Raw genomic sequence first — 13,311 nt, forward strand, 5'->3', positions numbered from 1 at the left:
CAGGAAAGCAAAACGACAGGGCTTACCGTCACTTCAGCCACGGACTCCTTGATCTTGGGCAGTCGCTCTCTGCCCCACTGAGCCGCATCGGCGAGGTGCAGGACGACCGACTCAAAGCTGCTTACGCCTACCAAACGGGGCGGATGATTCACGACGCGTTCAAGAAGGAGAACCTGCTCACAAACGCGACATTCTCGCTCAATATCAGCTTTTGGTGCGAGCAAATCCTACAGCCGCATGGAGAATACGACCCACGAATACGCAGGAAGCCGTATCGCGTCGGGTGGAAACACCAATGTCACCGCAGAAGAGCGTGATCTGACCGTCAAGGGCTCAACTATTACAGGACGTGATGTATCTCTTACGGCAAAGGGCAAAGACTTCACCTCATTAGATATAGAGAAAGAAATCGATAGAGACAGAACAGATAAAGAAGGAAAGAAAAAAATAGGCATGCTTCGAGATGGTAGAAAAGTGAATGTACGAGAGGAATGCACTAGTCAACAAAAACTGGACACAAAAACCTAAAAATTAGTCATTAGAATTGAGATACTGTACATATTCATCGAAGATGTGATACACAGAATATCCATGACCTCCATTCAAAGGACACGTATCAAGGAGCCGCACCTTCGTGCTTTGGCGCGAACTGCTCCCGATACTGCTTCGGCGTAAGGTATCCAAGGGCATATGCAGGGCGCTCCGCGTTGAAGAAGCGAATGTAGTCGGATACCTGAGCGGGGACATTCTCCGGCGAAGTAATATGGAAATCTGTAAAGAGTTCGGCCTTGATCCAACCATTAATCGCCTCCATCGCGGCATTGTCTGTCGGTGTGCCGGCTCTGGACATTGACCTGACAATGTTGTACATGGGCAGGAGTTCGTTGTAGCTCTTGGATGCGTAAACAGAGCCTTGATCGCTGTGCAGGATGAGCTTCTGATTCGGATACTGCTTCTTGAACGCAAGCACGTCCTGCAAGCCGTCGAGGTAGGTCATGCGATCGCCGCGCTTGGATGAGAGCGCGTGGGCAATGAGCTCGTCATTCCACAAATCCATATATAGTGTGAGCTCGTAGTATGTGCGCTCCACATAAAAAGCGGTCATATCACTCACCACACATTCCATGGGGCCGGTGATGTTGATTCCTGCAAGCAACAAGTTCGGATAGGTTCTGGACGGATCGCCCTCCTTCTTGTAGCTGTAATGTTTGCAAAGGCTCTTGATCCCTGCGATCTTACAGCATTTATGGGCATAGGGATCGGAAAATACGATTCCTTTGTCCAATCGGATCTTGGCATTCAGCCAGCGGTAGCCATGGGAGGGAAAGCGCCCATGGTATTCCTGAAACAATCCGATGCTCTGCACAAGCCGTTTCTTCTGTTCGGGTGGATGTTCCACGCTCTTCTTCCAGTTGTAGAAGCTGCTGCGTGGGATTCCGGTCTTTGTACAGAGCAGCCGGATGGGGAACTGTCCGGAAAGCTCCATGACTACTTGGTATTCTTCCTGCCGATAGGAATGAACGTCTTTTCCGCACCAACTCCTTCCACCAGATAACCTTTTTTTAAGCGTGCCTCTGTGATCCTTGCCATAACGAGGGCGTCGATGAGTTCTTCTTTCGTCATGGACTGGAGATCTTCCAGGCCGGTGGGAACTGGTATGGATTTGGTCTTGGCAAGACCCAAGCAGCTGCGCACACCCCTTTTCGGCGGGAGCTGGTTGGCATCCCGGTAGTGGCGCATGTAATCCCGTGCGGTCTGCTCGCTGATCCCATATTCTTCTGCTGCTTCATATCTCGTAAGCTCGCCGTCGTAGATCCGACGGCCTATGTCCAAACGTTGCTCCTTGGTGTACTTCACGTGGCAACCTCCTGTCTGCATCGGGAGATAGGCTGTCCGCTGCCTGTCATCCTGTGTACAGGATACTGCAAACAGTGTCCATTTTCTACCCCCTCTGTGTCCAGTTTTAGTTTACCACTTCAGAAAGCTCAGAAGTGTCTCCCTCTTTAGAAATAATTTACCCCAAAAAACGGATAAAAACAAGATATGGTGATTAATGATAGAATTGGAGGAAAACACAATGTACGGAAAATGGAGTCAGTGGAAATCTATGATGGATCTTCCGCAAAAGATGTACATGGAGAACCTGACTGGATCATGGGACGAGGGATTAGAGATTACTCTAAAGAGTTCTGATAATAATCGAGGTATAAAATTAGTCTTCGGAGCCGCCTCTATCATTTCTTATCAAAGCACAGCTGAAGGAAAAAGGTTAAAAACAATTTATTTCTTGGAGAGAACTTGCGGACAGTGAATCAAGATAAAAGAAAACCACGCGATAGGCGCGTGGTTTTCTTTTATACAATCATGACCACCCGTTTGACGGGTGGTCATGATTGCACCGGTACAAGCTCCGCCTACCAGACAAACAATCCGCAGATTGCGGCAGACAGCAAGGAGACCAGCAATCCGGACAGTATCATGTAGGACACATTGCGTGCGACGATCGTGTTGCGCTCGCCGTCAACGAGCCCCTTAAAGCAGCCGAGGATGATGCCGATCGTCCCGAGGTTGGCGAATGACGTAATGAACACGGTCATCACGGCCTGCATATGCGCGGGCCACGTACGGACGACATCCTGGATCTGCAGCATGACGACAAACTCGTTCGTGATGAACTTCGTCCCCATGTACTGGGCAATCTGGAATGCCTCTGCCGGCGCAAGGCCAAGCAGCCACGCGAATGGGAACAGTATGACGCCGAGAACGAGCTCAAGCGAGAGCGATGGGTGCAGAACGCCGAGGAGGAGGTCGACACACTTGAGCAGCGCAACGATGGCGATGACGTTCGCACAGATGATGAGCACGAGGCGTCCTGCGCCGATGATCGACTCCGCAAGATAGGAGAAGAACGGCTCGCGCCCGCCTCCTTCGTGGATTGTTGCAATCGTATCCTCCTCCGGTGCAACCTTCACGGGATGGAGGAGCGAGGAGACGAGCAGCGCGTTGATGACATTCAGCGGGATTGCCGTGACGACATACTCCGCCGGCATCATCTTGACATAGACGGCAATAAGTGCCGCCGTCACGCAGCTCATCGACATGAGACCGATGGTCAGCACGCGTTCCTTGCTCATCTTCATGAGCTGGAGTTTCGACACAGCGAGTGCCTCCGTATTGCCGAGAAACATCATCTCGATGGCGAAGAATGACTCGAACTTCGGCGCGCGCGTAAGAAATGTGAGCAGCTTGCCAATCCAACGAATGACGAACGGCAAAATACCGAAATACGTGAGGATGTCAAAGAGCGGCACGACGAAGAGAATCGGCAGCAGTGCCGCAGCAAAGAAGTTCATCTGCGGCACGTGGACCCAGTCGGGGAACACGAACGCGATGCCGACGTACGAGATGTTGATCAGCTCCGTGAATCCGGCTGCGGCGGCTGTAATCATCTCACGCCCAATCTCGAACGAGGTCAGGAACCACGCGAGCATGAGGTTCAGCGTGAGCAGAGAGGCGACCGAACGCTACTGGATCTCCTTGCGGTTCCGCGATGCGAGCACCCCGATTCCGAGGAACACAACAAGGCCGAGCAAGTTGACGAAGAAAAACATACAAAATCCCCCATAGGAGTATGTGGTTAGTACCGAACGACCTTGTCTTTCTCCACACGGGCATAGACGAGCGGACGGACGGGCGGCTTCTCTGTGCCGATGGTAATCGCCTCGCGGTAGAGCTGCGCCGCGCTGTCGCCGCGCTGTGCGCTGTCCGTGTAGAGCGTTGCGATGACATCGTCTGCCTTCACTGCGTCGCCATATTTCTTGTACAGGATGAGACCGGCGGCGAAATCGATTGGACTGTCCTTCGTCTCACGCCCCGCACCGAGCACGACGCTCGCCTCGCCGATCTTCTCCGCGTCCATGGACGTGATGTAGCCGTCCGCATTGGCACGGATCTGCACCTGCACGGCCGCCTGCGGGAATTTCGAGGTGTCGCGCAGCACAGCATCGTCACCGCCCTGCCGCCGCACCATCGTGCAGAATGTCTCGAACGCCGATCCGTCTGCGATCGACTGCTCCGCCATGCGGCGGCACTCCTCAATCGTGCCCTTGCCGACGAGGTAGAGCATGTTCTCCGCGAGCTGGAGCGACACCTCCGTCAGGTCATGCGGTCCTTTGCCGCACAACACGTCCATCGACTCCGCGACCTCGATGCTGTTGCCGATGCCGAGCCCCAGCGGCGTGTCCATGTCGGTAATCAGTGCGACGGTGCGCCGCCCTGCACCCTCGCCGATGGCAACCATTGTCTGTGCAAGTGCGATGGCATCGTCTAGCGTCTTCATAAACGCGCCCGAGCCCGTCTTGACGTCGAGGAGGATGCAGTCCGAGCCGGCGGCGAGCTTCTTGCTCATGATGGAGGACGCGATCAGCGGGATTGAGTCGACCGTCGCCGTCACGTCGCGCAGCGCGTAGAGTTTTTTGTCCGCCGGCGCGAGGTTGCCCGACTGCCCGATGACGGACACGCCGCATTCGTTCACGATGGAGAAGAATTTTTCGCGCGAAATCGCCGTCTCATAGCCGGGGATGGCCTCCAGTTTGTCCACGGTGCCGCCCGTGTGCCCGAGACCGCGGCCGCTCATCTTCGCGACGCGCCCACCGCAGGCGGCGACAATCGGGGCGCAGATGAGCGTCGTCTTGTCGCCGACGCCGCCGGTGGAGTGCTTGTCCACCTTTTTGCCGGCAATCGCCGAGAGGTCGACGCGGTCACCCGAGTCCGCCATTGCAATCGTCAGCTGCGTCGTCTCCTGTGCCGTCATGCCGCTGAACCAGATTGCCATCAGCATGGCGGACATTTGGTAGTCGGGAATCTTGCCTGCGACGTAGCCTTCGACCATCCAGCGCAGCTCCTCGGCAGTGAGCGCGCCGCCGTGCTTTTTCTTCGTAATCAGGTCATACATGCGCATGGGTACGTCCTCCTCAGTGTGCAAGAATGCGCGGCAGCAGGCTCTCGCCCTTCGTCGTCAGCCCCGCACCGAACGCATCCGCCACCGTCGCGCCGATCATGGCAAAGGTCGGGTACGTCCCGAGGTTGACCCCTTTGCGGATCGGTGCGCCGTAGACGAGGAGCGGCACGTACTCACGCGTGTGATCTGTGCCGGGTGCGCCGGGGTCGCAGCCGTGGTCGGCCGTAATCATCAACACATCGTCCTCGCGCATATGCTCCATGAATGTGCCGAGCTGCACATCGAACTCCGTTGTCGCGCGCGCATAGCCCGCGATGTCGCGCCTGTGTCCATACGTCATGTCGAAATCGACGAGGTTGACGAAGCACAGCCCCGTAAAGTCCTCCTGCTGAATGCGCAGTGTCTTTTCCATGCCGTCGGCGTTGTTCTCGTTGACACCCGTGCTGCGCGTGATGCCGCGCCCCGCGAAGATGTCGCTGATCTTGCCGACGGCGATGACCTCACGCCCCTGCCGCACGAGCGCGTCCATCATTGTCTCGCCCGTCGGGTCGAGGGAGAAGTCGTGACGATGCGCTGTGCGCTCGTAGTTCGGATAGCTGCCGACATACGGCCGTGCAATGATGCGTCCGACGCCGTGTTCGCCCTGCATGATCTCGCGTGCCGAACGGCAGTAGTCATAGAGACGCTCGACGGGGACATCGGCCTCGTTCGCCGCAATCTGCAGCACGCTGTCCGCCGACGTGTAGACAATGAGTCCGCCCGTCTCCTCCTGCTCGCGCCCGTAGTCGTGGATGACCTGCGTGCCGGAGTAGGGCTTGTTGCAGAGCATTTTCTTCCCGTCGCACGCCGCCGAGAGCCGCTCGAGGATCTCCGTCGGGAATCCGTTCGGATACGTCGGCATGGGCTGCTCGGAGACGATGCCTGCGATTTCCCAGTGTCCGATCGTCGTGTCCTTGCCGCGTGAGAGCTCCCGCAGCCGTGCAAAAGCACCGATGGGGCTGTCTGCGGGCGTACCGCAGCCGACGCCGTCGATGTTAAAGAGACCGAGCTTCGTGAGGTTCGGTGCGTGCAGTTCCGGCGATGTCGTCAGCGATGCGAGCGTGCTGCAGCGCCCGTCGCCGAAGTCCGCTGCGTCCGGTGCACACCCGATGCCGAAGCTGTCGAGGACGATGAGGAATACACGTTTGATACCGGTCATTGCTATCTCCTCCTATGATTAGGCGATCGACGCCTCCAGTGCAATCTCAATCATCTCGCTGAACGATGTCTGACGCTCTTCTGCCGTGGAAGGCGGCTCGTCGCTGACGAGGTGGTCGCTGACGGTAAAGAGTGCGAGCGCGCGCACGCCGAACTTCGCCGCGATGAGGTAGAGTGCCGCTGCCTCCATCTCCAGACCAAGGACGCCGTAGCTCGCGAGCTTTTGAATGTCGAGTTCGTCATCGTAGAAGCGATCCTGCGACATCACATTTCCGACGCGCACGGCGATGCCTTTGTCGACGGCGGCCTGATATGCGGAGCGCAGCAGATCAAAGTCCGCGACTGGCGCAAAGTTGACCGCAGAGCCGAAGATGTTGCGCGGCATGGAGGAGTCGGTCGTCGTCGCCTGCGCGATGAGGACGTCGCGGATGTGGATGTCCTTGTGGCATGCGCCGCAGCTGCCGATGCGGATCAGCGTCTTGCAGCCATACTCGCGGATGAGCTCGTTGACATAGATGGAGATCGACGGCATCCCCATGCCCGTCCCCTGCACGGAGATGGGATGCCCCTTGTATGTGCCGGTGTAGCCGAGGATGTTGCGAATGTTCGTGTACTCTTTCGCACCCTCGAGGAAGTTCTCGGCGATGTACTTGGCGCGGAGCGGATCACCCGGCAGGAGAATGCGCTCGGCGACTTCGCCCTTTGCAGCTGCAATGTGTGGGGTTGGCATGATGTGTACCTCTCTTTCATGACAGTGAAGAACATTTATCGAAAACCGACATAGCGGTCTATACCCTAGTGGAGTGCGCTCATTGCATCGCTTCAAAGATAAGCTGCAGGAGGAACAGTACGCCGAGGACGTAAGAGAGCGTGCCGAGCTCGCGCCGGCGGCCCGTAAACACCTTCATCATCGGGTGCGCGGCGAAACCGAACGCCAAACCCGTCGAGATGCTGTTTGTCAGCGGGATGAGCACGATGATGAGAAACGCCGGGAACCACTCTGAGAAATCCTGAAAGTGGATATTTTCAAGTTGCTGCATCATCAGAGCCCCTGTGATGATGATGACCGGCGCAACAGCCGCCTGCGGAACGTAGGCGAGCAGGGGGATGAATACGAGCGTGAGCAGGAACAGTGCGCCGCCGATGAGTGCCGTCAGTCCACTCCGTCCCCCCTCTACGATGCCCGCCGCACTCTCTGCGGCAGCAACCGTCGGGCTTGTCCCAAGCACCGAGGAGAACACGGCTGTCAGCGACGAGGCGCGGAACGCGTTGCGGAACTTCTCCGTATCGGGCAGCAGTCCTTCGAGCAATCCGATGGACTCAAAGACGAGGATCATCGTCATCGAGAATACTGCAAGCCAGAACGAAATCGTCAGCACGGAGGAGAAGTCCTCTACAAAGAGCAGTGCGCCGTACTCGCCGAGCCGCGTCATATCAATCTCAATCGTATTCGCGTGGACGAGGTCGAACACATTGGCGATGACCGTCACAATGAGGATGGCGATGAAAAAACCGCCCTTCACCCGCTGCTGGTAGAACAGCAGGCTCAACACGAGACCGAGAAGCGCGAGCTGCGCAGACGGATTTTGCAGATCACCGAGCGCGAGGATCGAGTTCTCGCCGGCACGGATCAGCTCCGCCTTCTCCAGTCCGATCTCCACGAGGAACAACCCGATGCCCGCCGTCACTGCGTATTTCAACGATTTCGGCACAGCATCCGCCAGAACCCTGCCCGCGCGCGTCACCGCCAGCGCGAAGAAGATGAGTGCCGAGACGAGCGAGATGGCAAGTGCCTCCTGCCAACGGAACCCCATGTTCATCACGACAGTATATGTGAAGAATGCATTGATCCCCATGCCGGGGGTCAAGATGATCGGCGCATCCGCCCAGAGTGCCATCAGCAGACACCCGACCGCCGAGGCGAATATCGTCGCGAACACGCTCAGCTCCGCCGGGATTCCGCCGTCTGCAAGAATCAACGGGTTGACGATGATGATGTACGAGATGGCAAAGAACGATGTCAGCCCTGCCATCACTTCCACACGCTTGCTCTGCACGCTGTCCGAACGCATACCGCACTCCCCTTTCTTTTTTGATTGTACCAAATATGCCAAACGAAAAAAAAGGACATATGACTTTTCAGCGCGCGTTTTTTTCGTTAAAATAGGAAGAGACTGCACTGGGAGGAGAGTCATCATGCGTTTGCCGTCGTTCCCCGAGATACCGCCACACCTGCTGCACGCTGCGCGGCCGCTCACATTCCAGCCCGACGAGATCATCCGCTGCAAGGGGACGCATGCCGACACGGTCTACATCCTCCTCGCGGGGCGCGTGCGCATCATCAATGAGTTCTCAAGCGGCGATCGGTATGTGTTTGCCATCGCCGACCCGCCCACATTCCTCGGCGAGTACGAGGCTCTTGCAGGCACGCCGTACTACGCCGCGACGTGTGAGGCGGAGACGGTGTGCGATCTGCTTGCCGTCAGCATCGACGCGTTCGCTGCGTGGCTCCAACGCGACGCGGGAGCAGCGTTTGCCGTCGCCTGTATGATCGCACGAAAATCTTGGCCTGTTTCGGACGAATACGGTCAGATCAAATACATGACGGTTCAATCGCGCCTCCTCGCCTACCTGCAAAAAAATCTGCCCGCATGCGATGTCGCTGTCCGGTTTCCCATGCGCCGACAGGACATTGCTGATGCCATCGGCACGAGCCTAAAGACGGTCAACCGCAGCGTTGACCGCCTCCGTGCAGAGGGACTCCTCTCCCTCGACCGCGGCAAGATCGCCCTCACCCCTGAGCAATGCGCCAAGGTGCGGGCGATGAATGAGTGCCCAAAGACGTAAGGGCTCCTCATTGACGCCTTACTCGCCGCCGTCTGCCCAAATAAAAAGGACAAGCCGCCAAAATAATTCTGAGGCTTGTCCTGTAAACGAAAAATTCTGCTGAATAGATTTATGAAAACCACACTCCAATCAATAAAGTGTTCATAATATAAGCAGGGATTTGTCTGATTTCGACGAATGAACTAAGTAAAGTCTCAGCTAATGCGCTTAGGAGGAATGTGGTATGCGTAAGAACATATTATTAGGGGTAGTTGCAAGTTTTTGCTTATTGATTTTCAGCAGTGAGGTTCAGGCTGCACATCACTATGTCACTTCATCGTATACAAAAGATTATCGAGGGGCGGGCGGCGTTACCAGGACGCTATACGTAGATGATAGTCAAGTTTCATGGTTCGGAGCAGGCAGTGATAAAACGGGCGGATTATTGAAAGTTCGCGTCATTGAGGTTTGGGATTGGGAAAAGCGCTCTCCTCAAAGGCAAGAAATTGCAGATGATTTTTATTTTTATAAAAGAGAAAACGGTCTGGCATACAGTCTAAGAGATAATGCAATGGTTGAATACATATTGGCACATGATCTTCCCGGTAAGTTGACCAAAGAAAGAGGAAATGATGCCGGAGTCCACTGCATTTATCCAAAAGGTACAATTACAGAAAATGGAATGAAATTTAAACTTTTGAGAGACACACTTATAAATGTCACTGACAACCACTATGGCGAGATTTACGAGAAAGCCGTGCAGTTTATAAAATAGTTCTGGATATCCGAGAACCTACTGTATCAATTTTGTTGATGATTATCACCATCTAAAATACCCGCACATCGTGATTTTCATACACCGATTCCGACGTATCATTCCCTCAGCGGATCGTACGATCGAATGCCATGATGAGAGCAATCACACTGTCAATCTTCTGTGCGTACTTTCTCCTTGTCCGCCTTGATGTTCCCTGCAGAGTCGTTGTGAATAAAGATATTGTCTGCCATCCAGCGCATGACGGGATCCCCGCCGTGCGCTGTTTTCTTTTCCAACGTCAGCTTCATCAGATCTTTTCTCGAAAAGCAGATTCTCAGCTTGTTTATCTGCGAAGTTTGAGTAATATATTTTTTGCACCGATAAAAAAGAGCCTCCCTATGGGGAGGCAGCTGCAGAATCCAATTTAGTTGATAATCTCTGCCAGCGCAGCGGCGGCTGCCTGCTGTTCCGCTTCCTTCTTGCTGCGCCCCGTCCCCTCTCCCATCGGCTGTCCGCTGATGAGGACACGCGTGGTGAATCGCTTGTCATGATCGGGACCTGTCTCGCCGGTCAGCTCGTACACAATACTCACATGGCGTTTCTGCTGGATATGCTCCTGCAGGGCTGTCTTATAGTCGCGCGCAACGTGCGTTCGCTCTACAGAGAGCACCTCAGAGGCAAGCTGACGCGTCACGTAGTCCTGCGCCGCCTCCCAGCCGCCGTCCAAATAGACGGCACCAATCACCGCCTCAAAGGCATTCTCGAGGTTGTTCTGCCGATCGGCTCCACCATTGTGCAGCTCTCCACGCCCGAGGCGGAGATAGCTGCCTAGATGGAGCCTGCGTGCAAGTCGGGCAAGTGTTTCGCTCTGCACGAGACTCGCACGCATTTTCGTCAGCTCACCCTCGGAGCACTCCGGATACTGCGCATACAAATACGTGCTGGAGGCAAGCTCCAGCACGGCATCACCCAGAAACTCCAGGCGTTCGTTATGCGGCACGGCATCCTTCGCTTCATTTGTGTAAGAAGGATGCGTCAGCGCCTCATCCAACAGGGAGAGCTCGCTGAAGGTTACGCCGATCTGCGCAGAAAGGCGCACGAGTGCCGCGCGCCTTTCCTTCGTTATTTCATGTGCCATTGGATTACTTTTGATACTTCTTGACGACGAGACAGGCATTGTGCCCGCCGAAGCCAAAAGAGTTGGAGATCGCTGCACGCACCGTTTTCGCACGTGCCTTGTTCGGCACATAGTCAAGATCCAACCCCTCATCCGGTGTATCGTAGTTGATCGTCGGAGGGAGCATATCGTTCTCGACTGCAAGAGCCGCTGTGATCAACTCGACGCTGCCCGCAGCACCGAGGAGATGCCCCGTCATCGACTTAATCGAAGAGACGGCAACATCCTTCGCCGCCGCGCCCCAGACCGTCTTGATCGCCTCCGTTTCACAGAGATCGTTCATATGCGTGGACGTGCCATGTGCGTTGATATAGTCCACATCCTCCGGCCTCAGCTCAGCATCATTGAGTGCAAGCTGCATACACTTTGCCTGGTATGCGCCGTGTGGGGCGGGACTCGTAATGTGATAGCCGTCCGAGTTCGAACCGTAGCCGACAAGCTCGGCATAGATGTGTGCACCGCGTGCCTCGGCATGTTCGAGTGTTTCGAGCACAACCAGACCCGCACCCTCACCCATGACAAAGCCCGAACGATTCTTGTCGAACGGCCGGGAAGCATGCGCCGGATCGTCGTTGTGATCCGTACAGAGTGCCTTCATCGCAGCAAAGCCCGCGCTCGCTGCCTCGGAGATGCTTGCCTCCGTACCGCCTGCAATCATGATGTCTGCCTCGCCGCGCTGCATGACGCGGTAGGCATCACCGATGCAGTTTGCACCGGTCGCACACGCCGTGACCACGCAGGACACAGGGCCGTGCAGACCGTAGTTGATTGCAACCTGCCCCGCCGCCATGTTGGCAATCATCATGGGAATGAAGAAGGGACTGACACGCTCAGGGCCCTTGTCAAAGAGCCGTTCATATGTACTGTGCATTGTCTCAATTCCGCCGATGCCTGCACCGACATAGGCACCAATGCGGTCACGATCCACATGGTCGAGATCAAGACCTGCATCGGCGATTGCCATACCCGCAGACACGACGGCAAACTGGGCATAGCGGTCCATGCGCTTTGCCTCTTTCTTGTCAATATAGCCGTCGATGCTGAAATCCTTGACCTCGCCTGCAATCTGCGCAGCGTAGTCCGTTGCGTCAAAGCGGGTGATGCGATCAATGCCGTTCTTGCCTGCAAGCAGTGCCTCCCAGAAGGCGTCCTTTCCAATGCCGATCGGCGTAATCGGGCCAACCCCCGTGACGACAATTCTCTTCTTCAAACCAATCGACTCCTTTCCCAGAGTGCACACCCTAGTTCGCTGCCGCAAGCTGCTGCTTCAGCTCTTCGTAGATTTCATGAACCGTCAAGATCCGGTCAATGCGCGGCATAAACTCACCGGTAAAGACAAGACCTGTCTCGAGATCGCCCTGCTGCGCACGAGAGAGTGCGCGGATGATGCAGAAGTGATGGTCACACTGCTTCAAGCATCGGTCACAGACCGTCGGAGGTACGGGGCCCTCCATAATCCGCGCAGAGAACGGTGTGCGCACGGCACGTCCCGGCAGCCCTACAGGGCTGTGAATGATAACGATATCATCCTTCTTGGATTTCAAATAATATTTTTTGAGCGACGGAGCCGCGTTGGACTCCACGCACGCTGCAAAGCGTGAGCCGAGCTGTACGCCATCCGCACCCATCTTATGCAGGTCGGCAATATCCTGTCCCGTCAGCACACCGCCTGCTGCAAAGATCGGAATCTTCACTGCCGCACGGACATCGGAGATGATATTTCGTACGGACTGATCTGTCCCCAGATGCCCACCTGCCTCCTTGCCCTCGACGACAACAGCAGCCGCGCCAAGCTTTTCGGCAATCTTCGCCAGTTTCGCCGTGGAGACAATTGGCACAATCGGCGTGCCGGAATCCTTGCCAAGCTGAAACATATCACGGGAGAATCCCGCACCGGCGACAACGAGATCAATCCCCTCGTCAATCGCAGTTTTAACGGCATCCGAAAAGTCGCTTGCCGCGACCATCTCGTTGATGCCGATGATCCCATTGGGAGAAAGTGAGCGCGCGAGCCGAATCTCATAGCGCAGTTCCTGCGGCTTCATGCCGGAGGCCGCGATGAGTCCGATTCCGCCCTCATTTGCAGCAGCGGCTGCGAGCCGCGCCGTGGTGATGCGAATCGCCATACCGCCCTGAATGATGGGGACGGTGGCAACTTTATTGCCAATCCTCACCTCGGGTAGTCTCATATAAGCCCTCCAATCGGGAGAGTATGCTACACAGCAGCAAGGTGTTCATCGAGCACCTTTTCTCTCCGCAAGAAGTTTTGGCTCCCCCTCCAACCATTGTCCTTTGAGTATCCCTCCGGATGGAAGGCGGATGTATCACAGCAGGGCGTACGCCGCCCTGATCATATGCAAAGTCATATGTCTTTTGAGAAAAATCCCGTGCGCC

At 55.8% G+C, this 13,311-nt stretch carries 13 protein-coding genes and 3 pseudogenes; 4 read left to right on the forward strand and 12 right to left on the reverse strand.

The window, feature by feature from the left end; genetic code table 11:
- Positions 1-237 precede the first annotated feature (237 nt).
- On the forward strand, positions 238-528 hold the full coding sequence (locus BCS37_RS12260) for a hemagglutinin repeat-containing protein (protein WP_083205783.1): 291 nt from the start codon (positions 238-240) through the stop codon (positions 526-528).
- A gap of 88 nt (positions 529-616) precedes the next feature.
- Here the strand turns inward: BCS37_RS12260 and BCS37_RS06765 are convergent.
- Together BCS37_RS06765 and BCS37_RS06770 are read right to left on the reverse strand one after the other, a co-directional pair.
- A pseudogene (locus tag BCS37_RS06765) lies at positions 617-1,525 on the reverse strand (IS3 family transposase); the annotation flags it as partial.
- A complete protein-coding gene (locus tag BCS37_RS06770; protein ID WP_006696607.1) occupies positions 1,489-1,857 on the reverse strand; it encodes a hypothetical protein in 369 nt (122 codons plus the stop codon). The pseudogene BCS37_RS06765 and the gene BCS37_RS06770, both read right to left, overlap by 37 nt.
- Positions 1,858-2,077: 220 nt before the next feature.
- Here BCS37_RS06770 and BCS37_RS06775 point away from each other — a divergent pair, with 220 nt between their 5' ends.
- Positions 2,078-2,311, forward strand: coding sequence for a hypothetical protein (locus BCS37_RS06775; RefSeq protein WP_069180733.1), 234 nt, complete (start codon positions 2,078-2,080; stop codon positions 2,309-2,311).
- A gap of 103 nt (positions 2,312-2,414) precedes the next feature.
- On the opposite strand, the gene BCS37_RS06780 is transcribed toward BCS37_RS06775, so the two are convergent.
- The 5 genes from BCS37_RS06780 to BCS37_RS06800 form a co-directional block, all read right to left on the reverse strand.
- On the reverse strand, positions 2,415-3,491 hold the full coding sequence (locus BCS37_RS06780) for a nucleoside transporter C-terminal domain-containing protein (protein ID WP_237142698.1): 1,077 nt from the start codon (positions 3,489-3,491) through the stop codon (positions 2,415-2,417).
- 146 nt (positions 3,492-3,637) lie between these two features.
- Positions 3,638-4,960: a pyrimidine-nucleoside phosphorylase gene (locus BCS37_RS06785; RefSeq protein ID WP_069180734.1), complete on the reverse strand. Its 1,323-nt coding sequence runs from the start codon at positions 4,958-4,960 to the stop codon at positions 3,638-3,640.
- A 13-nt stretch (positions 4,961-4,973) separates the two neighbouring features.
- Positions 4,974-6,158 carry a phosphopentomutase gene (locus BCS37_RS06790; RefSeq protein WP_069180735.1) on the reverse strand — a complete coding sequence of 395 codons (1,185 nt, stop codon included), beginning with the start codon at positions 6,156-6,158 and terminating at the stop codon, positions 4,974-4,976.
- An 18-nt stretch (positions 6,159-6,176) separates the two neighbouring features.
- Positions 6,177-6,887, reverse strand: a complete 711-nt coding sequence (deoD, locus tag BCS37_RS06795) for a purine-nucleoside phosphorylase (protein ID WP_069180736.1) — start codon at positions 6,885-6,887, stop codon at positions 6,177-6,179.
- 79 nt (positions 6,888-6,966) lie between these two features.
- On the reverse strand, positions 6,967-8,229 hold the full coding sequence (locus BCS37_RS06800) for an NCS2 family permease (protein ID WP_069180737.1): 1,263 nt from the start codon (positions 8,227-8,229) through the stop codon (positions 6,967-6,969).
- Between the two features lie 124 nt (positions 8,230-8,353).
- Between BCS37_RS06800 and BCS37_RS06805 the strand changes: the two genes are divergently transcribed.
- Positions 8,354-9,004, forward strand: a complete 651-nt coding sequence (locus tag BCS37_RS06805) for a Crp/Fnr family transcriptional regulator (RefSeq protein WP_069180738.1) — start codon at positions 8,354-8,356, stop codon at positions 9,002-9,004.
- Between the two features lie 14 nt (positions 9,005-9,018).
- On the opposite strand, the pseudogene BCS37_RS12380 reads toward BCS37_RS06805, so the two are convergent.
- Positions 9,019-9,117: pseudogene (locus BCS37_RS12380) on the reverse strand (phage portal protein); the annotation flags it as partial.
- Between the two features lie 110 nt (positions 9,118-9,227).
- Between BCS37_RS12380 and BCS37_RS06810 the strand changes: the two are divergent.
- Complete coding sequence (locus BCS37_RS06810) at positions 9,228-9,758, forward strand: hypothetical protein (RefSeq protein ID WP_069180739.1); 531 nt, start codon at positions 9,228-9,230, stop codon at positions 9,756-9,758.
- A 106-nt stretch (positions 9,759-9,864) separates the two neighbouring features.
- Here the strand turns inward: BCS37_RS06810 and BCS37_RS11815 are convergent.
- The 4 genes and pseudogenes from BCS37_RS11815 to BCS37_RS06825 all read right to left on the reverse strand — a co-directional run.
- Positions 9,865-10,057: pseudogene (locus BCS37_RS11815) on the reverse strand (terminase TerL endonuclease subunit); the annotation flags it as partial.
- 107 nt (positions 10,058-10,164) lie between these two features.
- Complete coding sequence (gene rnc / locus BCS37_RS06815; RefSeq protein ID WP_069180740.1) at positions 10,165-10,878, reverse strand: ribonuclease III; 714 nt, start codon at positions 10,876-10,878, stop codon at positions 10,165-10,167.
- A 4-nt stretch (positions 10,879-10,882) separates the two neighbouring features.
- Complete coding sequence (fabF, locus tag BCS37_RS06820) at positions 10,883-12,127, reverse strand: beta-ketoacyl-ACP synthase II (protein ID WP_069180741.1); 1,245 nt, start codon at positions 12,125-12,127, stop codon at positions 10,883-10,885.
- Positions 12,128-12,158: 31 nt separating this feature from the next.
- Entirely contained in the window at positions 12,159-13,106 is a 948-nt protein-coding gene (locus BCS37_RS06825) for an NAD(P)H-dependent flavin oxidoreductase (protein ID WP_069180742.1), read from the reverse strand.
- Positions 13,107-13,311 lie beyond the last annotated feature (205 nt).

This window comes from Selenomonas sp. oral taxon 920 (genome assembly GCF_001717585.1).
In the GTDB taxonomy this organism is placed as follows: domain Bacteria; phylum Bacillota; class Negativicutes; order Selenomonadales; family Selenomonadaceae; genus Centipeda.